Source organism: Dactylosporangium sp. NPDC051485, assembly GCF_040682015.1.
GTDB lineage: Bacteria > Actinomycetota > Actinomycetes > Mycobacteriales > Micromonosporaceae > Dactylosporangium.
The window spans coordinates 1-21,894 of the sequence record NZ_JBFAZW010000146.1 but is presented as its reverse complement, the minus strand read 5'-3'; the positions used below and the strand labels follow the sequence as shown (position 1 = coordinate 21,894).

Here is a 21,894-nt window from a genome sequence, read left to right as displayed (position 1 = left end):
CGGGGCGGCGCCCGGGAACGAGGCCCGGCCGCGCGCGGCCCCCGCGCCCGGGGTCGGCGCGCCAGACGTGGGCGCGCCATTCTCCCGCGGGGTGGCGGGCGGCGCGTACGACGACCGGCCCATCGTCCGCTCGAAGTTGACCGGACGATCGGCGCGGGTCGGCAGGAACGCCCCGGGCGGCGCCACATCGGGCGGCGGCACCTCACGGCGCGGCGGCACGGTCGACGGCGGCGAGGACGGCGACCCGGAGCCGGGATGGGCGCCGGAGTACCCGCCCGGCCCCGGGTACGGGGACCCGGCCGCCGGCGGCGCCGAAGTGGGCGGACTCGAAGACGGGGGCGGCGCGGCGAACGCGCCCTGCCCGGGGCCGGCCGGTCCGCCCTGGTCGGCCCGCATCCGCTGACGCTCGATCGGCGTGGGCGCGGGCTGGTTCGGCACGGTGCGCAGCGGCACCTGGGCCACCGCCCGGGTGCGCGAGGAAGCCTGCTCGATGCGGGCCCGCGCGCCCAGGGTACGACCCGGCAGCCGCACGTCGCCGCGGCTGATCTGGGTGACGAACCACGACGGGAGGTACCCCTCGATGGGCAGCCCCGGATTGACCGCGAGCCACCAGTCGACGTTGGGCCAGATGCCGGCGAGGTCCTGGAAGGGCACCCTGCGGTGCGTGCCCGGGTGGCCCGCGAGGCACTCGTGCAGCGCCGACGGCGACGTGAACGCGAGGACGTGCGTGCGACCCTCGGTCGTCCACGTGCCCCATCCGCCGTCGCTGGACGGTGAGCTCTCGGGGGAGGTCGGCAGCAAGATGTCCGCGCGCGCCAGGATGCGGAAGTACTGCTCCTGGTCGTTTGCGCGCAGCGCGTCACGCATGGCGACCTCGGCCTCGGTGGCCGGCTCCCACTCGCTCAACGGCCACCCCCTCTTCGGGCTCGGAAACCGCCGCGTCGCCGAAACCTAACCTATACGGCCAGGGCAATTCGAGGGGTACGACGCGGGCAAGCGCTCCGGCCAGCATAGCGATCGAAGCCGGGCCGCTAACAGCGCTGTCTCATTCACGGCACCCACACGGGACCGAACTCACGGGGCAGCCCGTCGATCGGTCCTGCACCTAGCATGGTGCCCATGTCGCGCCGGTACGTGATGTCCGTTTTGGCAGTTTTTCTGAGCCTCGCGGGTCTTCTCGTCGGCGTGCCCGCCTCGGCCCGGGCGCCCGCGGCCTGCCCCGGTCCGGCCCGCCAGCCGGCGCCGGTTCCCTCTGGGACGCCGTGGCCCCTGCAGCGGTACGACCAGACAAGGCTCAACGCCCTCGCGGACGGCCGCGGAATCGTCGTGGCGGTGATCGACTCGGGCGTGGACGCGCACAACCCGCAACTGCAGGGCGCCGTGCAGCCGGGCCCCGACCAGCTCGACGGCGGCAACTCGGTGCTCGACTGCGTCGGACACGGCACCGGGGTGGCCGGCATCATCGCGGCCCGCCCGGCCAAGGACTCCCCTTTCCGGGGCCTGGCGCCGGGGGCGACGATCCTGGCCCTGCGGGTCAGCGAGCTGACCGAGGGCGAGAACGGCACCACGTCCGGCCGCCAGGGCACGCCCGCCGGCCTGGCCAACGCCATCCGCGACGCCGTGGCCCGGCACGCCAAGGTCATCAATCTCTCCCTGGTCAGCTACCGCGACGACCCAGCCGTTCGCGACGCCGTCGCGGCGGCCGTGGCCGGTGACGTCGTGGTGGTCGCGGCCGCGGGCAACGGGGCCGAGCAGGGCAACCGGACGCCGTACCCGGCCGCGTACGACGGCGTGATCGGCGTCGGCGCCGTCGCGCCGGACGGCCAGCGGGTCCCCTCGTCGCAGACCGGCCCGTACGTGGACCTCGTCGCACCGGGCGCGCAGGTTGTGACGACGACGACACCGAGCGGCCTGGCGGTCATGGACGGCACCAGCTTCGCCGCCCCGTTCGTCGCGGCGACGGCGGCGCTCATCCGGCAGTACCGCCCGAATCTCACCGCCGCACAGGTCGCGGCGCAGCTGATGGCCACGGCGGACGGCGGGCACGCGGGGCCGGGCTACGGCGCCGGCGTGCTCAACCCCGTCCGCGCGCTGACCGAGCGCCTCGGCGCCTCCCCCCGGCCGGCCGCGCAGCCCCTCGCCCAGCCCGCCCGCGATCCGCAGGCCGGCGCCCGGGAGTCGGCCGCCCGCCGCCGGACCGTGCTCATCGCGCTGGGCGGGCTGTCCATCGTGCTCGTCGCGTTCCTGGTCGCGGCGGTACTTCCGGCCGGCCGTCGCCGCCGCTGGCGCCCCGGCCTGCGCGAGCTGCCGCCTCCCACGCCCCCGGACGCGGACCCGGTGGCCCCCGCGTTCGGCGGCTCCTGAGACAAGCGGCGCCCCGCCCCGTGCGGTGCGGGCGGGGCGCCGTGGCGCGTTGCGGGCCGGTCAGCCCCTGCCGGGGAACAGGTGCGTGTTGCGCGCCTCGGTCTCGCGGTAGCGCTGCATGGAGTCCTCGACGCCCACCCTGATGTCGCGCAGCATCTGGGCCAGGTCGGCGCCCGCGCGCTCCCAGTTGTCCTGGCGCACCGTGTAGGCGTCCTTGGCGTCGCCCTGCCAGTTGGCGGTCAATCGCTTGCCCAGCGACGAGACTTCCTCGAGCCGGGAGTGCAGGGTGTTGAGCGCGGACTGGATGGAGGCGCCCGCGTGCTCGAGCGCGCCGAAGTCGACTACCAGCGTGTCATCCATGAGGTCCTCCGGTCAGCCGAGGGCGGAAAGGTCGGTGTTGCCGGTGCGGCGCATCGTGCTGGCCGCCTCCGTGTCGGTGGCGCTGTAGTTCTGGCCCGCCGTGCGCAGGCCCTCGGCCGTATCCATCAGGTTGCGGTTCAGCACACCCTGGTCGTTGTTGAATGCGGCCTTGACCTGCTCGAACGAACGGCCACCGGCGCCCTGCCAGCCCGCGCGCGTCACTTCCAGTTCCCGCATCAGCCTGTTGAGCATGCTCTGCAGCTCCGCGTTGACCTGCTCGAACCGCTGAGCCGCGGAATTGAGTTCGGCCTGTTGGGCCTGCGTTGTCTGGGCCACCGGCGATCACCCCGTTTCTCGTAGTGGACGTTGTCGCGGTCAGGCCGACCGTATCGGCAGATGACGATCGACCACCAGCCCCGTTCCCGCGCTGTGGATAACTTCCGGCATTTCGCCTTTATGATGTCGGGCATGGCGGAGGGCCGGTCGTTCATCAAGTGGGCCGGCGGCAAGACACGCTACGCGGCCGCGCTCGTCGCCGCTGCCCCGTCGTTCACCGGGCGCTACTGGGAGCCGTTCATGGGCAGCGCCGCCGTGTTCTTCGAGCTCCGGCCGGCCAAGGCGGTGCTGTCGGACGCCAACCCGGACCTGGTCGCCTGCTTCCGAGCGGTCGCGGCCGACCCGGAGGCGGTGATGGCCCGCCTCGACGCGATGCCCAACACGCCCGAGCAGTTCGCGCTGGTCCGCCGCCAGGACCCGGCCGGGCTGGACGACGTGGCCCGCGCCGCGCGGGTCATCTACCTGAACAAGACGGCGTTCCGGGGGCTGTGGCGGGTCAACCGGCGCGGGGCGTTCAACACACCCTACGGCGCCTATGACCGGCCGTACTATCGCCGCGAGACGCTGCTGGATGCCTCGCGCGCGCTCGCGGGGGTCGATCTGCGGGAATGCGACTTCGCCGACGCGCTGCGCGAGGCGGCGGCCGGGGACTGGGTGTTCCTCGACCCGCCGTACCTGCCGGAGGGCGGGTTCGCGGACTTCAAGCGGTACACCGCCGGGCAGTTCCGCGACGACGACCACCAACGGCTGGCGGACGAGATGCGCGACGCGTCGGCCCGGGGCGTACTGCTGACCATGACCAACAGCGACACGGACGCCACGCGGCGCATCTATGCCGGCTTCCGCACCACGCGGATGGCGACGCGCCGCGACATCAACCTGCGCGCCGCCGCCCGGGCGAGCTTCGACCTGGTCGTCACCAACTACTGAGCCGGCTGGACCGCGGCCGCCGGATCCAGCGCCGGGCCGGCGGGCAGCAGCGCGACCATCTGGCTGGACACCGCGACCGGCTCCTGGCCGCCGTAGCCCAGCGCCCCCACGGCGTCCGGCACCGGCAGCGCGTGCCGCCGGCCCAGGTCGGTGACCAGCGTCAGCACGCCGGTCTCGGTCCGCACGAGGGCGCCCGAGCCCGGGGGCACCACGATCCGGTCGGCCAGCACCGCGCCCTCCGCCGTCGCCGAGGCGGTCTTGAGCGCGCGGGACAGGTCCGGGCGGGCCGCGCCGACCGTGATGCCGTCCGCCGCGGTGCACACCTCGTCGGGCTGGCCGTCGAGGACCTCCGGCGGCGCCGCGGGCAGCGCGCCGTCGCCGCCGGGGTCGGGCGCGAACGGCTTGACCTGCTTGCCCTGCACCAGCGCGGAGAACTCGGCCGCGGTGAGCGGCAGCAGCTGGCCGCCGCCCTGCACGGCCGCGGTCTCGGGCGCCGCGCGCAGCAGCGCGGCCTGCATCGGCGTGACGGAGGCGAGGCCGTCGCCGGTGACCAGGAACGCGTCGGTGCGGGTGCCGGAGGTCACGCCGTACAGCTGCCCGATCTTGCCGGCCGGGACCGTCTTGCCGCGGTCGGGCACCGGCGGGGTGACCAGGTCGGTACCGGACGGGACCGCGTGCAGCAGGGCCTGCGCGACGGCCACCTGCGGGCGGGCCGACCAGACCAGGGCGGCCAGCGCGGCACCGGGCTCCCGGATCAGGTGCTTGCGCCCGTGCCAGACCAGATAGGTCTGCGATCCGGGGCCGGTCACCAGCATGCCCTTGTCGCCCAGGGGGGTACCGCCGGAAGGTCCCCCGCCGACGAACAGCACCGAGCCGTCGGGGGTGGAGCAGACCGTCCACGCCGCCTTGCGCAGCCCGGACGCGGGCGGCAGCGAGCTGGGCGCGCCGGGAATGCCGAGCGTCTCGCCGCGCGGCGCGTCGGCCAGGGCGGCCCGCGACACGACCACCGTCGGCGCGCCGGCCGAGTTGAGGATGAGCAGTGCCGAGGCCTGGTTCAGGACGGGGTGGAGGACCTGGTCGCGGTACACGAACAGGGCCCCCGACTCCTGCTCGACCACGATCGCCTTGTCGTTGCGCCATTTGCCGGACGTTCCGGGACGCAGCGCCCCGAACGCGGCCGCCCCGCCGACGCCCAGCGCCGCGAGCAGCACGCCGACCAGGGTCGCGCCGGCGACCCGGCGAAACGGAGGCTGCGCGGGATCGGTGTCCCGCATCACCAGAGCCGAGACCACTCGCTGGACCGTGAACTGGTACGAGTGCAGCTGGTCCTGCCGCGACGCCATCCGTCCCCCAAAAATGTCAGACCGGCGCCCTACGATAAGCCCGTCAACTTCATCGGCGGGGGGCGATATGGCGACGCGGACACGGATAGTGCTGGCCCAGGCGGCTGTGGCGCTCGTGGTCGCGGCCTGGGCGGCGGGGCCGGTCTGGGCCATGGTCGCGGCGCCGTTCGCCCTGCTCGCCCTGCTCCTCGCGGCCGGCCGGGTGCGCCACCGCCCGCTCGCGCGGTGGATCGGCGACGGCATCCGCTTCCTGGGCCGGCGCCGCACGGTGCCCTCCGGGGTCGGCGGCGCGGGCCTGCTCGCGCTGGTCCGCCCGGGTGCGGCCACCTCCACGCTCGACATCGACGGCGCCGACGTGGGTGTGCTCGAGGACACCGACGGCCTGGTCGCGGTGGTGCGCGTCGGCGACCTGTCCGCCCTGCTCGGTGCCGCCCTGCCGGCCCTGCCGCCGCTGAGCGCGCTGCTGCCGACGCCGGCCCGCGACGTGCCGGAGGTGCGGGTCCAGCTGCTGGTCAGCGCCGTCACCGCGCCGTCACCCTCGGCGACGCCGTCGGCCACCTCGTATCGACAGCTCACCGACGGCCGGGTGCTCGCGCACCAGAGGGTCCTCGTCGCCGTGCGGGTGCGCCGGGCGGGCGGCTATCGGCGGGCCGATCTGGAGGAGTCGCTCGTGGTTGCGGTACGGCGCGTCAGCCGCCTCCTCGCCAAGGCCGGCCTGCCCGCGCTGCCCCTGTCGGCGACGTCGGCCCTTGCCGCGGTGACCGAGGCCGCCCAGCACGACCCGTCCCACCCGATCCGCGAGACGTGGACGGGCGTGCGGGTCGGCGGCTTGCACCAGGCCGCGTTCCGCCTGCGCCGCTGGCCGGAGCTGGGCCCGCTGATGGGCCGCCTGCTGACCCTGCCGACGTCGGTCACCACCCTGTCGCTGACCGCCCAGTCCCCCGTCCCGTCGGCGGCCGCCCCGGACCGTCCCGCCGCGCCCCCGCCATCGGGCCCCGCCGGCCCCGCGGCGCCGGGTTCGATGGCGCCCGGTGTTCCGGTCAGCGGCGTGGTGTCCCCGGTCCACTCCTACGTTCCCGGCTCGACGGTCGCGTATGGCCCGGGTGCGAGTCCCGCCGCCGACCCGGGCCATGGTGGCGGGTCGTCGGCCGGCGCTCATCCGCAGGCCGACCTGGGGCAGCGGGCGGCGATTCCCGCACCGCGGCGGGCGGTCGACGACTTCGGGCCGTTCGACGGGCCGGCCGCTCCGGCGGGAGGCCCGGCAGTGCAGGCCGAGCTCGTGGTGCGCCTCGCGGCCCCCTCGGCGGCCGCCCTCGCCCAGGCCACGACCGCCCTGCGTCGCCTGGTGGAGAGCCTGGACGCCAAGGTCACCCGGCTCGACGGCGCCCAGCTCGACGGCCTGGCCGCCACTCTGCCGCTGGGTGGCGGCGCCGCCATGGAGGACGCGGTCCTGGCCGGCCTGGTCGCGGGCCACGAGGGCCTCGCCCTGGGCGGCGCCCGTCCGGCCACCGTGACGCCGCCGCGGCTGTCCGCCGTCGCCCCGCCGATCGGCGGCGAGGGCATCATGCTGGGCGTCAACCGCCGCAGCGAGCCGGTGGTGGTCCGCCTGTTCCGCCCGGAGCCGACCCGGGCCACCCTGATCGGCGGCGTGCGCTGCGCCCAGCTCGTGGTGATGCGTGCCCTGGCCACGGGCGCCCGCGTGCTGGTCCAGTCGGCCCGGCCGCATGCCTGGGAGCCGTTCCAGCGCGGCCTGGGCACCGCCGAGCCCCTGTCGGTCGTGCCCCCGGGCCGCCTGGGCGACCCGCCGCCGGCCACCGCCACCGGCCCTCAGCTGCTGGTCCTCGACGTCGGCCCCATCCCGGGCCGCGCCGTCCCCGTCCAGGAGAGCGCCTGGCGCACCATCCTCTACGTCCGCGACGACCTCACCACCGCCGACACCGACCTGCTGACCCGCTCCGACCTGGCCCTGCTGCAGCCCCTGACGCCACACGAGGCCACCCTGGCCGGCGACGCGCTGGGCCTGGGCGACTCCCGCGGCTGGCTGACCCGCATCTCCCCGGAGATGCTCGGCGTCGTGATCAACCGCCAGACCGTCCGCTGGACCCAGCTGTCCACCACCCCGCTCGAACTCCAGCTCACCGGAGGCCCCGCCCGCTGACCCAAGCCCCGCCGCCCGCCCTCCGCCGCTCCGCCCTCGGCCCCGCCGTGCGCCGCCCGCGCGGCCATCCGCCCTCCGTGCCGATTTCCGCGCCGCTGTCCGCTGTCCGAGCGGTCGTCCGCCGTTCGCCTCTGGCCGGTCGGGCGCCGCCTGCTCGATCGCCGGGCGTCCGCACGCGACCTCCCGCCCCGGACGCCGCACCCCATGCCCGCTGGCTGCCCGGGCGATGCACCGTGCGGCTACTCCTCGGCGCCGCCTCGCACACCTTCTGTGGGCCGCGTGCCTTGCTGGGTCGACCGGGGTGTGCGGCGAGTGACGAATGAAAGGCCGCGCGGAGACGAGGAGCGTCCGGAGCGCGCGGGGGCGGGTGTTCGTTCGGGGGTGGACGTTTGGCTTAGGTGGGGATGGGCGATCGGGTGAAGAAGAGGTGATGGCGGGGTGTCCCGGGCTGGCGCGGACGTGGCACGATCACCCGCATGGGAATCCTCATCCGGCTCGCGGTGAGCGCGTTCACGGTCTGGCTGGCCACGCTGGTGATCTCGGGCATCACCGTCAAGGGTGACACCGGGCACAAGGTGATCACGTTGGTGGTGGTGGCGGCGATCTTCGGGATCGTCAACGCCGTGCTGCGGCCGATCATCAAGACGATCGGGTGCTGGGCGTACCTGCTCACGCTGGGGCTCGTGTCCCTCGTCGTGAACGGAGCGCTGCTGCTGCTCACCAGCAAGATCGCCGGGGCGCTCGACCTGCAGTTCAACGTGGACAAGTTCTGGCCGACCGCCGTGCTCGGGGCCCTGTTCATCGGCATCGTCAGCTGGCTCCTCAACTTCCTGATTCCCGACCGCGGGGACAAGGACCGCAAGCGCTACGACCGCCGGCCGCCGCAGCAGCAGTACGGGGGCGGGTACCAGCAGAATTACCGCGGCCAACGGTGACGAACGCCATCACGTGAGGGGCGGGTATCCCACCCGCCCCTTACGATCTGGGCCTACGTTGTAGGGCGTGGAACCACTGCGCCGCGGATATCTGTCCGCGCTCACCGCCAATGTGCTGTGGGGCACTTTTCCGTTGTACTTCCACGCGCTGCGGGCCGCCGGCGCGGTCGAGGTCCTCGCGCACCGGATCGTGTGGTCGCTCGTGAGCATCGCGGTGCTGCTCGCCGTGGTGCGCCGCTGGCGCCGGCTCGGGGAACTGCTGCGCAACGGGCGGCTCGTCGCGGGCATCGCGGTCGCCGCGGTGTTCATCGCCGTCAACTGGGGCGTCTACATCTTCGCGGTGAACACCGATCGGGTCGTCGAGGCTTCCCTGGGGTACTTCATCAATCCCCTCTTCGTCATCCTGCTCGGCGTGCTCGCGCTGCGCGAGCGGCTTCGCGCCGCGCAGTGGGTCGCGCTCGGCGTCGGGGCGGTCGCGGTGGTCGTGCTGAGCATCGACTACGGGCGGCTGCCGTGGATCGCGCTCACGCTGGCCGGGTCGTTCGGCAGCTACGGGCTGATCAAGAAGCGGCTCGGGCTGCCCGCGGCCGAGGGGCTGTTCATGGAGTCGGGCGTGCTGGCGCTGCCGGCGCTCGGGTACCTGGCGTGGCTCAGCGCCGACGGCCACTCCACCTTCGGCACCATCTCGACCGGGCATTCGCTCCTGCTGGCCGGCAGCGGGTTGCTCACCGCCGTGCCGCTGCTGCTCTTCGCCGAGGCCGCCAACCGGGTGCCGCTGTCGGGCCTCGGCATGCTGCAATACCTGACCCCGATGCTGCAGCTGCTCATCGGCGTCGCGGTGTTCAGCGAGCCGCTCCCACCTGCGCGGCTGGCCGGCTTCGCCATCGTCTGGTGCGCGCTGGCCATCTTCAGCTGGGACGCCTTCCGCGCCGCCCGCCGCGCCCGGGCCGAACGCGCGGCAACCCGCAACGCCGAGCCGGCCGCCCGGACGCCGGCAGCTACGTCGTCCAGCGTCGAGGCAGCCGACGCCGCGGCGCCGACGCCCGCGGCGTGAACGCCAGCACCTCGGCGTCGTCGCGGGGATGCGGCGACCCGCCGGGTCGGTGCGTGAGTAGAGGCGCGCCTGGTCAGGCGGCGAGGCTCAGCAGGGGGGTGCCGTCGCCATTGCGGATCTCGATGCGCTGGATGTTGGAGCGCTGGATGTTGCTGTGCGCGGTCAGCTGCATCTCGTCGCCGGAGCGGGCGGTCCAGGTGTTGATCTCCTGGGGGTCGCCCGACTTCGGTACGACGACCAGCGTGAAGGTCCACTTGGCGTACTCGTCGCTCTCACCCGCCCTGTAGGCGCAGCGCATCCGCACGACGGTGCCGTCCGGGTCCGAGTCCAGCGCCAGCGACGCCGTGACCGGGACCGTGGCGGCCACCTCCTGCATGGCCACGTAGTCGGGCTGGCCGACACCGGCGGCGCGTACGCCGATGACCGCGGCCACGCCCAGGAAGGCGGCCACCAGCGCCGTGCCGGCGGTACGCCAGCGACGGCGGCGGCGCTCGGTGCGCTGGGCACTGCGGGCCCGGTCGAGTACGCGCGGCAACAGAGGATCCGCGGCCGAGCCGTCGACCCGCTCGGCCGCGGGGCCGCCCGAAGCCGGCGCAGAGCCGTTCAGCCGGCCGAGGGACGGATCGGTCGCCGTCGGGCCGACCCAGGCGGCCGGGGCCGGCGGGGACGACACGGCGGCCGGGCTGGCCGGTGTGGCCGGGGACGGCGGAGATAGCACGGAGGTTGGGCCGGGCCGGCCGGGGCGCGGCTCGTCGGGCAGGTCGGACGCCAGGGCTATCTGCGCGGCGCTCTCCGGATCCAGCCGGCCGAGCAGGCCCGGCAGGTCGGAGAACTCCGCCACCTCCGCTCGGCACTGCCCACAATCAGCGAGATGCCGCTCGTATGCCTCACGCTCCGGCGGTGGCAACGCGCCCAGCACGTAGACGGCCGAGTCATGGAGGCGTTCACACCTCATTGCGTCACCCCCAACTCCTGCAGGACAACCTTCAGCGAACGCAGCGCGTAGTACGTGCGCGACTTGACCGTGCCGGGCGGCACGCCCAGGCGCTCGGCCGCCTCGGCGACGGAGCGGCCCTGGTAGAAGCACTCGACCAGGACCTCGCGGTGCGGTCGGGACAGGCGGGTCAACGCCTCGGCGATGGCCCAGGACTCCACCGCGCGCTCGGTCTCGTCGGCGACCGCCGGTGTCTCCGGCAGCTGGTCGGTGAAGACCTCGCCCACCCGCGCGGCGCGCCGCCGCCAGGCGTCGATGGCGAGGTTCCGGGCGGTGGTGAAGAGCCAGGCGCGCACCGAGCCACGGGCCGGGTCGAGCGCCTCCGGGTGCTGCCAGGCCCGCAGCAGGGTCTCCTGCACGAGGTCCTCGGCCCGTTGACGGTCGCCGCCGGCCAGTCGCAAGGCATGGGAGAACAGCGCGTCTCCGTGCTCCGCGTGGAGCGCCTTCAGCAGGTCAGCATCGTCTCTACTCACGCCTGGACATGTTTCCGATCCCTTCCACCACCTTCTACGCACCGATACGCAGAGAGGTTCAGCCCGGGAACACGTGTCGGCGACGCGACATGCGTTCTCAACCGATGGTGCGCCCCAAGCGGCCGCCCGGCCACCCGGCAAACGCCGCAGCGCGGGTGGATCGACCACCGGGCAAAACGCCGCAGCGCGGGTGGATCGGCCACCGACGAAGCCGAGAGCGGCCACCCAGCAAGAGACCGGCAAGAACCCGACCAAGCGGGCGTGCCAGCTACTCGTCCAGGACCGTGGCCAGGTGGTGGGCGGTGGCGAGCAGGCGGGTCCGGACCACCTTGGCCGAGGACATCAGCTCGGCCGGCGGCAGCGCACAGGCCAGCACGACCCGCCGATCCGGGTCCCGGTCGGCCACCACGGTCACGGCGGCGCAGGCCAGGCCCTGGCGGAACTGCCCGATCTCGATCTGCATGCCGCGCCGCTCCCCCGCCGCCAGGTCCGAGTCCAGCGCCTCCGGCGAGGTCAGGGTGGCCGAGGTGTAGGCGCGCATGCCGTACTCCTTGAGGAACCGGAACCGCTGATCCTGGCTCAGGGTCGCCAGCAGCGCCTTGCCCAGCGCCGTCGCGTGCGCGGCCTCGTCGTAGCCGGGCACGAGGTCGTCGAGGGGCGGCGTGCGCGGGCCTTCCGCCATCGCGGTGACCGCGACCCGGCCGGCGACGAAGCGGCCCAGGAAGTGGCTGTACCCGGTCTCGGCCGCGGCGCGGCGCAGGCGGTCGATGACCGCGCCCGGACCGCGGAAGGCGAGCACCAGCTCCCGGTAGCGGTCGGCGATCTCCAGGCCTACGACGTAGGTGCCGTTCTCCCGGCGGATGACGTAGCCCTCGTAGGCGAGCGTTCGGACGAGGTGGTAGGTAGTGGCGACGGTGAAGTCACATCGTCTCGCGATCTGCTTCACGGTCAGGCCGCGGGGCGACTGACCGACCGCCTCCAACACTCGTAGGGCCCTCGAAACGCTCCGGATGAGATCCGAGGGTTCGGCTTGTGGATCCCGCACCGCCACCCTCCCCAGCCGCATCACTAACTGGAGTCACACCATATGAAATCAGAGAGGGTCGAGGGAACATTCTGATCATTTGTGACGCCAGGTGGGGGGATTTCAACCCTCAGCACATAGCGATGAATACACCATACTGGACATCATGATCGTGACGCACCTGTAGTGACACGCCGTGTGATGTAAGTAATAGACATCGACCGCTTATCCAGTCTGAGTAAGTAATTGGATCCATGCTGAGTACTTAGCGCGCAAGTGCGCACGGGCCAAGACGGCCCGTCATCGTGTCATCGCGACACGTCGTCGGCCCGGGTACCCGGCCAGCTTGCATTGAGCAATCTGCGCACCAACCGCAGAAAACGGCACATCACGTGCCGAATGGTGAAAACATTGACCGACATAGGTCAATGTGAAAAGTGGCGATCAGCCTCGTCAGTTGGTCCGGTCGGCGATGAAGTCGCACAGCGACTCCAGCGCCACGCGGGCCGGGGCCTCCGGCAGCGCGGCCAGCGCCGCCCGGGCGGTGTCGGCGTAGCCGCGCACAGTCTCCCGGGCCTGCTTGAGGGCGGTCGAGTCGCGCAGCAGCCCGAGGGCCTCGGCGTGCAGGGCGTCGTCGGTGACCGGGCCGGCGGCCAGGATCTCACGCAGCCGCACGGCCGCGGCGTCGTCGTCCGAGGAGGCCAGCGCGTAGAGCACCGGCAGGGTCGGCACGCCCTCGCGCAGGTCGGTGCCGGGCGTCTTGCCAGACTCCGCGGCGTCGCTGGCGATGTCGATGAGGTCGTCGGAGAGCTGGAAGGCGATGCCGAAGGTCTCGGCGAACGTGGCCAGCGCGTTCACCTGCTCCGGCGGGCAGCCGCCGAACATCGCGCCGAAGCGGGCGCTGGTGGAGATCAACGAACCGGTCTTGTGCTCCAGGACCCGCAGGTAGTGGCGGATCGCGTCCTCGCCGTCCAGCGGGCCGGCGGTCTCGTCGATCTGGCCGTGCACGAGCTGCGAGAAGGTGCTCGCCTGGATCTTCACGGCCTCCACGCCGAGCTCGGCGGCGAGGTCGGCGGCGCGCGAGAAGAGGTAGTCGCCGACCAGGATGGCCAGCGCGTTGCCCCAGCGGGAGTTCGCGCTGGGCGCGCCGCGGCGCACGGTGGCCTCGTCCATGACGTCGTCGTGATACAGCGTGGCCAGGTGGGTCAGCTCGACCACGGCGCCGGCCAGCACGACCTCGCGGGCGGACGGGTCGCCGAACTGCGCGGCCAGGCCGACCAGCAGCGGCCGCACGCGCTTGCCGCCCGCGTCCATCAGGTGCCGGGCCGCCTCGGTGACCAGCGGGTTGGCGCTGTGGACCGAGTCGATCAGCACCGCCTCGACGTCGCGCAGGTAGGCGGCCATGCCGGCCTCCAGCTGCGGGTCGGCAAGGGTCAGCCCGACCGAAGCGCTCGACTGCACGGTTCCCGTACTCACCACAGCTCCAACGATGCCATACGAACTTCCGACTGCTGATACAGGGACGTCCCCACGTGGGTACCCACGGGGGACGTCACTGTCGGTACTGCGAGCCTACCCGGCCATCTAGCTGAGGAATCTTCCGGCGTTCTGCGTGACTTCGAGCAGCGCGCCCGGCGCCACACCCAGCACCAGCGTCGCCACCGTGCCGATGACCAGCGCGGCCGCCGTCATGGCGCCCGGGATGGACACGGCCGGCGTCGACTCGGCCGGCTCCGACAGCCACATCATGACGACGACCCGCAGGTAAGGGAAGGCCAGGATGGCGGAACTCACCACGCCGGCGATCACCAGCCAGGTCTGGTCGCCGTCCACGGCCGCCGCGAACACGCCCACCTTGGCGGTGAAGCCGCTGGTCAGCGGGAGGCCGGCGAAGGCCAGCAGGATGAAGGTGAAAAGCGAGGCGTACAGCGGCGAGCGCCGCCCGAGCCCGGCCCAGCGCGACAGGTGGGTGGCCTCCCCGTCGGCGTCGCGCACCAGCGTCACGACGCCGAACGCGGCGAGCACGGTGAAGCCGTACGCCACCAGGTAGAACAGCGAGCTGGACAGGCCCTTCTCGTTGAGCGAGATGACGCCGATGAGCAGGTATCCGGCGTTCGCGATCGACGAGTAGGCCAGCAGGCGCTTGATGTCGGTCTGGGTGACCGCGAGGATCGCCCCGACGATCATGGTGAGCACCGCGATCGTGCCGAGGACCGGCTGGATCGTCCACTTGGTGCCCTCGAAGCCGACGTAGACCAGCCGCAGCAGCCCGCCGAACGCGGCGACCTTGGTGCAGGCGGCCATGAGCGCCGTGATCGGCGTCGGGGCGCCCTGGTAGACGTCGGGCGTCCACACGTGGAACGGCACCGCGGCCGCCTTGAAGAGCAGGCCGATCGCCAGCATGGCCAGGCCGACGTACAGCAGGATGTCGTCCTTGCCACCGGCGTGCACGGCCGCCGAGATCGCCTTGAAGTCGACCTGTCCGGCGTAGCCGTAGACCAGCGCGATGCCAAAGAGGAAGAACGCCGAGGCGAAGGAGCCCAGCAGGAAGTACTTCATCGCGGCCTCCTGCGACAGCAGCCGCCGGCGGCGAGCCAGCGCGCACAGCAGGTACAGCGGCAGCGAGAAGACCTCGAGCGCGACGAACATGGTCAGCAGGTCGTTGGCCGTGGCGAACAGCAGCATGCCGCCGAGGGCGAACATCGCCAGCGGGAAGACCTCGGTCGCGCCGCCGCCGCGGGCCGCCTGCTCGCGGTCGCGGTCGGTGTTGGCGGTGACCGCGGCCTGCGCCACGAACGCGCCGCCCGGCTCCAGCGTCCGCTCGCCGATGAGCAGCAGCGCCACGATGCCCAGCACGATGATCGCGCCCGACAGGAACAGGCCCGGCTTGTCGATCGCGACCGCGGACGCGGCCGTGATCACCGGCTTGTCGCCCTGGCGGATCACCATGACCAGCGCGGCGACGAGGCCGGCGAGCGCCAGCGTGAGCTGGACGCTGTGCCGCACCCGCCTGGGGACGAAGCCCTCGACCAGGACCCCGACGCACGCGATGCCGAAAAGGATCAGCATCGGGGCGAGGGCCGCGTAGTCAAGATGCGGCAGTTGGAGTTTGTCGTTCACTTGCCGGCCTCCACGGTACCCACGGTGGCTTTCGGGTCGGTCTTGCCGACGTCCTGCATGGTCGCCTTCACCGCCGGGTTGATCACGTCGGTCAGCGGCTTGGGGTAGAAGCCCAGCAGCAGGATCAGCGCGATCAGCGGGGCGACCACCACGGCCTCGCGCAGCGACAGGTCGCGGCCCATGGCCTTGATCTCGGCCAGCTTCGGGTTCGGGGTGCCCTGCGTGGTGCGCTGGATCATCCAGAGCACGTAACCGGCGGCCAGGATGATGCCGGCGGTGGCGATGATCGCGACCGTCTTGTTCACCGTGAACGTGCCGATGAGGACCAGGAACTCGGAGACGAAGGGCGAGGTGCCGGGCAGCGCCAGCGAGGCGAGGCCGGCGATGAAGAAGACCCCGGCGAGCACCGGCATGAGCTTGCCCGCGCCGCCGAAGTCGGTCACCAGGGCGCTGCCGCGGCGGGCCACCAGCATGCCCACGACCAGGAACAGCAGGCCGGTCGCCAGGCCGTGGTTGACCATGTAGAGGACCGCGCCGGTGCCGGCCTGGGTGGTGAAGGCGAAGATGCCGATGCCGATGAAGCCGAAGTGCGCGATCGAGGTGTACGACACCAGCCGCTTCAGGTCGTTCTGCCCGATCGCCACCAGCGCGCCGTAGACGATGCCGACGAGCGCGAGCGTGAGCCCGAGCCAGGCGAAGTCCTTCGACGCGTGCGGGAAGAGCGGGATGCAGTACCGCAGGATCCCGAAGGTGCCGACCTTGTCCAGCACGCCGACGAGCAGCGCGGCGGCCCCGGCCGGGGCGGCCCCACCGGCGTCGGGCAGCCAGGTGTGGAACGGGAAGAACGGCGCCTTGATCGCGAACGCGACGAAGAACCCGAGGAACAGCCAGCGCTCGGTGTTGACCGAGAAGTCGGCGTTGACCAGGGTCTGCCAGTCGAAGGTCTCGCCGCCCAGCACCCACAGCCCGACCAGCGCGGCCAGCATGAACAGGCCGCCGAGCAGGGAGTAGAGGAAGAACTTCACCGCGGCGTACTGCTTGTGCTGCCCGCCGTAGGAGCCGATGAGGAAGTACATCGGCACGAGCATGACCTCGAAGAACACGTAGAACAGGAACACGTCCTGCGCGGCGAAGACGCCGATCATCGTGCACTCGAGGGCGAGCAGCAGGGCGAAGTACGCCGGGACCGACCGTTTGCTGTGCTCGGCGTCGTGCCAGGAGGCCAGGATGACCAGGGGCACGAGCAGGGCGATCAGCGCGATCATGACCAGGGCTATGCCGTCCACAGCAAACGTGAACTTGGCTCCCCACTGCGGGATCCAGGTCCAGGAGTCGCGCAGCTGGAAGCGCTCGCCGTTGGGCTTGAACTGGGCCCACAGGCCGACGCCGAGGCCCAGGATGACGACCGACCAGGCCAGCGCGGCGCGCTTGGCGAGTTCGGGCTTGTCCTTGGGCAGCAGCGCGACCCCCACCGCGCCGACGAGCGGCGCGGCCGTGAGGACGGTCAGGTATGGGAAGTGGCTCATCCGAACCTCACCGCAAGCGTGGCGGCCACCACGAGCACCGCACCTCCGAGGATGGACAGGGCGTACGAGCGCACGAACCCGGTCTGGGCCCGGCGCATTCGGCCCGATCCGCCGCCGACGCCCGCGGCGAGGCCGTTGACCAGCCCGTCGATGCCGCGGTTGTCGAGGTAGACCAGGGCGCGGGTCAGGTAGCGGCCCGGCGCCTCGAACACGATCTCGTTGAACGAGTCGGTGTACAGGTTGCGGCGGGCGGCGGTGACCAGCGGGCCGGCCGGCTGCTCCTCCAGGGCCGTGCCCTTGCGGAACAGTGCCCAGGACAACCCGGCGCCGATCAGCACGACGACCACGCCGACGATCATCATCAGGGTCTCGTTCAGATGGCGCGCCGGCTCCGGGTGCTCCGAGCCGTAGACCGGGGTCAGCCAGTCCGGCACCGAGGTGGCCAGCAGACCACCGGCGGCGACCGAGCCGACCGCCAGGATGATCAGCGGGATCGTCATGACCTGCGGGGACTCGTGCGGGTGCTTGATGTCCTCGGTCCAGCGCTTCGGGCCGTGGAAGGTCAGGATGAACAGCCGGGTCATGTAGAAGGCGGTCAGGCCCGCGCCCAGCAGGGCCGCGCCGCCGAACAGCCAGCCGGTCCAACCCTCGCGCTCGAACGCCGCGGTGATGATCGGCTCCTTGGAGAAGAAGCCGGACAGCGGCGGGATGCCGATGATCGCCAGCCAGCCCAGGCCGAACGTGACCCAGGTGATCTTCATGTACTTCCAGAGCCCGCCGAAGCGGCGGATATCGGTCTGGTCGTGCATGCCGTGCATGACCGAGCCCGCGCCGAGGAACATGCCGGCCTTGAAGAAGCCGTGCGCGAGCAGGTGGATCAGGGCCAGCGCGTAGGCGCCGCCGCCGAGCCCGACGCCCAGGAACATGTACCCGATCTGGCTCACCGTCGACCAGGCCAGCACCCGCTTGATGTCGTCCTTGGCGCAGCCGATGATGCAGCCGATCAGCAGCGTCAGCGCGCCGACGGCGACCACCACGGTCTGCGCGTCGGGCGAGGCGTCGAAGATCGGGTGCGAGCGGGCGATCAGGTAGACGCCCGCGGTCACCATCGTGGCCGCGTGGATCAGGGCCGAGACCGGGGTCGGGCCCTCCATCGCGTCCGGGAGCCAGGCCTGCAGCGGGAACTGGCCGGACTTGCCGGCCGCGCCGAGCAGCAGCAGCAGGGCGATCGCCAGGACCGTGCCCTTGCCCAGGCCGTGGACGCTGTTGAACACCTCGCCGTAGTTGACCGTGCCGAGGTGGGCGAAGATCAGGAAGATCGCGATCGCGAAGCCCGCGTCACCGACGCGGTTCATCAGGAACGCCTTCTTGCCGGCGGTGGCCGCGCTGGGGCGCAGGTACCAGAAGGAGATCAGCAGGTAGGAGGCGAGGCCGACGCCCTCCCAGCCGAAGTACAGCATCACGTAGTTGTTGCCGAGGACCAGCAACAGCATCGCCGCGATGAACAGGTTGAAGTAGCCGAAGAACTTGCGCCGGCCGGGGTCGTGCTCCATGTAACCCACCGCGTAGAGGTGGATCAGCGAGCCGACACCGGTGATGAGCAGGACGAACATCGCCGACAGCGGGTCGAAGAGCAGGCCCAGGTCGACGTGGAAGCTCCCCACGCTGATGTAGTCCCACAGCTTCAGCTCGACGCCGTTGCGGTTCTCGAGCCCGCGCAGCGAGAAGAAGTACGTCAGGCCGAGCACGAATGACGCCGCGACGCTGAGCACGCCGAGCCAGTGACCCCAGCGGTCGGCCCGCTTGCCGAGCAGCAGCAGCACTGCCGCGCTGGCCAGCGGGATCGTCGGGAGCAGCCAGAACGAGTGCAGCCACCCCGTCGCCGCCGAGTAGGCGATTGTTTCCACCACCCGCTCCTTTAGTACTTCAGCAGGTTCGCGTCGTCGACGCTGGCCGAGCGCCGAGTCCGGAAGATCGACATGATGATCGCCAGGCCGACGACGACCTCGGCCGCCGCCACGACCATGACGAAGAACGCCATGATCTGCCCGTCGAGCGTGCCGTTGATCCGGCTGAACGTGACCAGCGCGAGGTTGGCCGCGTTCAGCATCAACTCGATGCACATGAACAGCACGATGGCGTTGCGGCGGATGAGCACACCCACCGCGCCGATCGTGAACAGGATCGCCGCGAGGACGATGTAGTACGTCGGTGTCACTTCTCGGTCCCCTTCGGTGCGACGTCAGCGGACGTCAGCTCCCGGGTCGGCAGAATCTTGGAGATGCTGCGGTCGGACGGCGTGCCGTCGGGCAGGCGAGCCGGCGTGGCCACCGAGTCCGAGCCGGCGAAGACGCCGGGGCCGGGCTTCGGGGCCGGGTAGTTGCCGGGCCGGAACCGGGCCAGCATCTGCTCGGGCTGGCTGATCTTGTCTTCCTTGCGCTTCTCGACGTGCGCCAGGATCATCGCGCCGACGGCGGCGGTGATCAGCAGCGCCGAGGTGACCTCGAAGACCCAGACGTAGCGGGTGAACAGCAGCCGGGAGATGCCGATCACGTTGCCGGCCGCGTTGGCGTCGTTCAGGCCCTTCGGGCTGACGTCGCCGAGCGCCCGGTAGAGGCCGATGCCCAGCAGCAGTGCCAGGCCGATGCCCAGCAGGCTGGCCGCCATCCGCTGCCCGCGCAGGGTCTCGATCAGCGAGTCCGAGGAGTCGCGGCCGACCAGCATCAGCACGAACAGGAAGAGCATCATGATCGCGCCGGTGTAGACGATGATCTGCACCATGCCGATGAACGGGCCGGCCTGGAGGATGTAGAACACGCCCAGCGACATCATCGTGAGGATCAGCGACAGCGCCGAGTGCACGGCGTTGCGGGCCCAGACCATGCCGATGGCGCCGAGGACGGCGATCGGGGCGAGGATCCAGAAGGTGACGGCCTCACCGCCCTTCACGTCGCCGGCCGAGGCCAGCGTGTGCAGCGCCAGGTCAGTGGTCACGAGTGGACCCCCTTGTACCGCTCTGCCCCCGCGGACGTGCCGGGGTTCTCCAGCGCGCCGACGTAGTAGTCCTTCTCGGAGTCGCCCAGGCGCATGTCGTGCGGCGGGCGCTCCATCCCCGGCAGCAGCGGCGCGAGCAGCTGCTCCTTGGTGAAGATCAGGTCACGGCGGTTGTCGCGGGCCAGCTCGTACTCGTTGCTCATGGTGAGCGAGCGGGTCGGGCAGGCCTCGATGCACAGCCCGCAGAAGATGCAGCGGGCGTAGTTGATCTGGTACGTCTGGGCGTAGCGCTCACCGGGCGAGAACCGCTCGTCCTCGGTGTTGTCCGCGCCCTCGACGTAGATCGCGTCCGCGGGGCAGGCCCACGCGCACAGCTCGCAGCCGATGCACTTCTCCAGCCCGTCCGGCCAGCGGTTGAGAATGTGCCGGCCGTGGTACCGCGGAGCCGGCGGCTTGCGCTGCTCCGGGTACTCCTCGGTGACCACCTTCTTGAACATGTGCGAGAAGGTGACCCCGAACCCCTTCAGGGTTCCACCAATAGACACGTCAGCTCTCCTTGCCGGTCGGGACGGTTTCCCGCTCGACGATCACGCGCTTGGCCCGCGGGCTGGGCGGCACCTCGAGGTTCAGCGGCGGCAACGGGAAGCCCTTCTCGCCGCCGACGCGGCCGCCCGGGTCCACCGGCGTCGGCTCGGTCACCGGGCCGCGGCGCGCCCGCTGCAGCCAGACCAGCACCAGGACCAGTACGACCAGCGCGGCGACGCCCACGATGACGCCGGTCCGCGTGCCTGTGCTCAGCTCGTCGTGGCGCTGCACGAGCCGGATGCCGGACAGCGCCAGGATCCAGACCAGGTTGGCCGGGATGAGCACCTTCCAGCCGAAGCGCATGAACTGGTCGTAGCGCAGCCGGGGCAGGGTGCCGCGGAGCCAGACGAACACGAACAGCAGCAGCAGCACCTTGATGGTGAACCACAGCACCGGCCACCACCCGTGGTTCGCGCCGTCCCAGAGGGAGAGCGGCCACGGGGCGCGCCAGCCGCCGAGGAACAGCGTGGTGCACAGGCCCGAGACGGTGACCATGTTGACGTACTCGGCCAGGAAGAACAGCGCGAACTTCAGCGACGAGTACTCGGTGTGGAAGCCGCCGACCAGCTCCGACTCAGCCTCGGGGAGGTCGAACGGCGCGCGGTTGGTCTCGCCGACCGCCGACGTGAAGTAGATCAGGAAGCTGGGAATCAGCAGGACGCCGTACCAGGCCGGGAGGTGCCACTGCATGCCGAAGACCTCGGCGGTGCCGTTGCCGGCCTGGGCCGCCACGATCTGCGAGGTCGACATCGTGCCGGAGACCAGGAAGACCGAGACGATCGACAGCCCCATCGCGACCTCGTAGGAGATCATCTGGGCGCTCGATCGAAGACCACCGAGCAGCGGGTACGTCGAGCCGGAGGCCCAGCCGCCCAGCACGATGCCGTAGATGCCCATCGAGGAGCAGGCCAGCACCAGCAGGACCGCCACCGGGATGTCGGTGAGCTGCAGCGGGGTGTGGGTGCCGAAGATCGACACCGAGGGGCCGAACGGGATGACCGAGAAGGCGGTGAACGCGGTGACGGTCGAGACGACCGGCGCGAAGAAGAACACCACCTTGTCCGCCAGCCGCGGCATGATGTCTTCCTTGAAGGCCAGCTTCAGGCCGTCGGCCAGCGACTGCAGCAGGCCGAAGGGGCCGTTGCGGTTCGGGCCGGGGCGGACCTGCATCCGGGCCACGACCCGGCGCTCGTACCAGATGGCGAAGAGCGTCATGACGACCAGGAACGCGAAGATCACGATGACCTTCGCGAGCACCAGCCACCAGGGGTCCTTGCCGAACTGGTCCAGGTTGCCGTACGCGGCGAGAGGCGTCATTTTGCGCTACCCCCAGTGCTGATCTCGACCAGCGCGCCCTCGGTGACGCCGAGCGTGCGGCGCAGGGTCGAGCCCGGTGAGTTCGTCGGGATCCATACCACCCCGTCGACCATGTCGGTGACGAGCGCCGGCAGGGTGATTGCGCCCCGCTCGGTGCCGACGGTCACCGCGTCCCCGTCCACCACGCCCAGGTCGGCCGCGGTGCTCTTGGAGAGCCGGACCACGGCGGGGCGGGCGGTGCCGGCCAGGTGGCCGTCCCCGTCCTGCAGCGAGCCGCCGTCGATCAGGTGGTGCCAGGAGGCGAGGATCGCCTGCCCGCTGGCCGGCTGGGCCGGCGCGCCCGGGGCGACGTCCGGCGCCGTGCCGCGCGCGACGCCCGGG

The 21,894-nt window shown here is 71.7% G+C and carries 20 protein-coding genes and 1 pseudogene; 5 read left to right on the top strand and 16 right to left on the bottom strand.

Annotated elements, in window-relative coordinates; translation table 11 throughout:
* Positions 1-906: SseB family protein (locus tag AB0M46_RS46245; RefSeq protein ID WP_363347110.1), on the bottom strand; the 906-nt coding region annotated here is incomplete at its 3' end.
* 213 nt (positions 907-1,119) lie between these two features.
* Here AB0M46_RS46245 and mycP point away from each other — a divergent pair.
* Positions 1,120-2,364: a type VII secretion-associated serine protease mycosin gene (mycP, locus tag AB0M46_RS46240; RefSeq protein ID WP_363347108.1), complete on the top strand. Its 1,245-nt coding sequence runs from the start codon at positions 1,120-1,122 to the stop codon at positions 2,362-2,364.
* A gap of 60 nt (positions 2,365-2,424) precedes the next feature.
* Here mycP and AB0M46_RS46235 read toward each other — a convergent pair whose 3' ends face one another.
* On the bottom strand, positions 2,425-2,724 hold the full coding sequence (locus AB0M46_RS46235; RefSeq protein ID WP_363347106.1) for a WXG100 family type VII secretion target: 300 nt from the start codon (positions 2,722-2,724) through the stop codon (positions 2,425-2,427).
* Between the two features lie 12 nt (positions 2,725-2,736).
* Positions 2,737-3,060 (bottom strand): WXG100 family type VII secretion target, encoded by a 324-nt coding sequence (locus AB0M46_RS46230; RefSeq protein ID WP_363347104.1) that lies wholly within the window; start codon positions 3,058-3,060, stop codon positions 2,737-2,739.
* 132 nt (positions 3,061-3,192) lie between these two features.
* On the opposite strand from AB0M46_RS46230, the gene AB0M46_RS46225 reads away from it, so the two are divergent.
* Complete coding sequence (locus AB0M46_RS46225; protein ID WP_363347102.1) at positions 3,193-3,990, top strand: Dam family site-specific DNA-(adenine-N6)-methyltransferase; 798 nt, start codon at positions 3,193-3,195, stop codon at positions 3,988-3,990.
* Here the strand turns inward: AB0M46_RS46225 and eccB are convergent.
* Positions 3,984-5,333, bottom strand: coding sequence for a type VII secretion protein EccB (gene eccB / locus AB0M46_RS46220; RefSeq protein ID WP_363347100.1), 1,350 nt, complete (start codon positions 5,331-5,333; stop codon positions 3,984-3,986). The genes AB0M46_RS46225 and eccB overlap by 7 nt on opposite strands.
* Before the next feature lie 67 nt (positions 5,334-5,400).
* On the opposite strand from eccB, the gene AB0M46_RS46215 reads away from it, so the two are divergent.
* The 3 genes and pseudogenes from AB0M46_RS46215 (at position 5,401) to rarD (ending at position 9,480) form a co-directional block, all read left to right on the top strand.
* Positions 5,401-7,491, top strand: a complete 2,091-nt coding sequence (locus AB0M46_RS46215; protein ID WP_363347098.1) for a type VII secretion protein EccE — start codon at positions 5,401-5,403, stop codon at positions 7,489-7,491.
* A 476-nt stretch (positions 7,492-7,967) separates the two neighbouring features.
* Positions 7,968-8,327: pseudogene (locus tag AB0M46_RS46210) on the top strand (phage holin family protein); the annotation flags it as partial.
* A 166-nt stretch (positions 8,328-8,493) separates the two neighbouring features.
* The gene (rarD, locus tag AB0M46_RS46205) at positions 8,494-9,480 is read left to right on the top strand and encodes an EamA family transporter RarD (protein WP_363347095.1); all 987 of its coding nucleotides are present in this window, start codon (positions 8,494-8,496) and stop codon (positions 9,478-9,480) included.
* Between the two features lie 73 nt (positions 9,481-9,553).
* Here the strand turns inward: rarD and AB0M46_RS46200 are convergent, their stop codons facing one another.
* The 12 genes from AB0M46_RS46200 to AB0M46_RS46145 form a co-directional block, all read right to left on the bottom strand.
* Positions 9,554-10,435: a zf-HC2 domain-containing protein gene (locus tag AB0M46_RS46200; RefSeq protein ID WP_363347093.1), complete on the bottom strand. Its 882-nt coding sequence runs from the start codon at positions 10,433-10,435 to the stop codon at positions 9,554-9,556.
* Entirely contained in the window at positions 10,432-10,947 is a 516-nt protein-coding gene (locus AB0M46_RS46195; protein ID WP_363347091.1) for a sigma-70 family RNA polymerase sigma factor, read from the bottom strand. The genes AB0M46_RS46200 and AB0M46_RS46195 overlap by 4 nt, the downstream gene beginning before the upstream one ends.
* A gap of 268 nt (positions 10,948-11,215) precedes the next feature.
* Positions 11,216-11,992 (bottom strand): IclR family transcriptional regulator C-terminal domain-containing protein, encoded by a 777-nt coding sequence (locus AB0M46_RS46190; protein ID WP_363347089.1) that lies wholly within the window; start codon positions 11,990-11,992, stop codon positions 11,216-11,218.
* A gap of 432 nt (positions 11,993-12,424) precedes the next feature.
* A complete protein-coding gene (locus tag AB0M46_RS46185) occupies positions 12,425-13,408 on the bottom strand; it encodes a polyprenyl synthetase family protein (RefSeq protein ID WP_363347112.1) in 984 nt (327 codons plus the stop codon).
* A 147-nt stretch (positions 13,409-13,555) separates the two neighbouring features.
* Complete coding sequence (nuoN, locus tag AB0M46_RS46180; protein WP_363347087.1) at positions 13,556-15,091, bottom strand: NADH-quinone oxidoreductase subunit NuoN; 1,536 nt, start codon at positions 15,089-15,091, stop codon at positions 13,556-13,558.
* Entirely contained in the window at positions 15,088-16,617 is a 1,530-nt protein-coding gene (locus AB0M46_RS46175) for an NADH-quinone oxidoreductase subunit M (RefSeq protein ID WP_363347085.1), read from the bottom strand. Before AB0M46_RS46175 ends, nuoN begins: the two co-directional genes overlap by 4 nt.
* A complete protein-coding gene (nuoL, locus tag AB0M46_RS46170) occupies positions 16,614-18,527 on the bottom strand; it encodes an NADH-quinone oxidoreductase subunit L (protein ID WP_363347083.1) in 1,914 nt (637 codons plus the stop codon). The genes AB0M46_RS46175 and nuoL overlap by 4 nt, the downstream gene beginning before the upstream one ends.
* A gap of 8 nt (positions 18,528-18,535) precedes the next feature.
* Complete coding sequence (gene nuoK, locus AB0M46_RS46165) at positions 18,536-18,835, bottom strand: NADH-quinone oxidoreductase subunit NuoK (protein ID WP_190254991.1); 300 nt, start codon at positions 18,833-18,835, stop codon at positions 18,536-18,538.
* Positions 18,832-19,611: an NADH-quinone oxidoreductase subunit J gene (locus AB0M46_RS46160; protein ID WP_363347080.1), complete on the bottom strand. Its 780-nt coding sequence runs from the start codon at positions 19,609-19,611 to the stop codon at positions 18,832-18,834. Before AB0M46_RS46160 ends, nuoK begins: the two co-directional genes overlap by 4 nt.
* Positions 19,608-20,108, bottom strand: coding sequence for an NADH-quinone oxidoreductase subunit NuoI (gene nuoI, locus AB0M46_RS46155; RefSeq protein WP_350610333.1), 501 nt, complete (start codon positions 20,106-20,108; stop codon positions 19,608-19,610). The genes AB0M46_RS46160 and nuoI overlap by 4 nt, the downstream gene beginning before the upstream one ends.
* Positions 20,109-20,157: 49 nt before the next feature.
* The gene (nuoH, locus tag AB0M46_RS46150; RefSeq protein ID WP_363347078.1) at positions 20,158-21,513 is read right to left on the bottom strand and encodes an NADH-quinone oxidoreductase subunit NuoH; all 1,356 of its coding nucleotides are present in this window, start codon (positions 21,511-21,513) and stop codon (positions 20,158-20,160) included.
* A partial coding sequence (locus AB0M46_RS46145) for a molybdopterin dinucleotide binding domain-containing protein (RefSeq protein ID WP_363347076.1) occupies positions 21,510-21,894 on the bottom strand: 385 nt, incomplete at its 5' end. The genes AB0M46_RS46145 and nuoH, both read right to left, overlap by 4 nt.

Coding starts and splice junctions, on each gene's coding strand:
- AB0M46_RS46225 (WP_363347102.1), top strand. CDS start 3,193: ATGGCGGAGGGCCGGTCGTTCATCAAGTGGGCCGGCGGCAAGACACGC.
- mycP (WP_363347108.1), top strand. CDS start 1,120: ATGTCGCGCCGGTACGTGATGTCCGTTTTGGCAGTTTTTCTGAGCCTC.
- AB0M46_RS46215 (WP_363347098.1), top strand. CDS start 5,401: ATGGCGACGCGGACACGGATAGTGCTGGCCCAGGCGGCTGTGGCGCTC.
- AB0M46_RS46175 (WP_363347085.1), bottom strand. CDS start 16,617: ATGAGCCACTTCCCATACCTGACCGTCCTCACGGCCGCGCCGCTCGTC.
- nuoH (WP_363347078.1), bottom strand. CDS start 21,513: ATGACGCCTCTCGCCGCGTACGGCAACCTGGACCAGTTCGGCAAGGAC.
- AB0M46_RS46235 (WP_363347106.1), bottom strand. CDS start 2,724: ATGGATGACACGCTGGTAGTCGACTTCGGCGCGCTCGAGCACGCGGGC.
- eccB (WP_363347100.1), bottom strand. CDS start 5,333: ATGGCGTCGCGGCAGGACCAGCTGCACTCGTACCAGTTCACGGTCCAG.
- AB0M46_RS46200 (WP_363347093.1), bottom strand. CDS start 10,435: ATGAGGTGTGAACGCCTCCATGACTCGGCCGTCTACGTGCTGGGCGCG.
- nuoI (WP_350610333.1), bottom strand. CDS start 20,108: ATGTTCAAGAAGGTGGTCACCGAGGAGTACCCGGAGCAGCGCAAGCCG.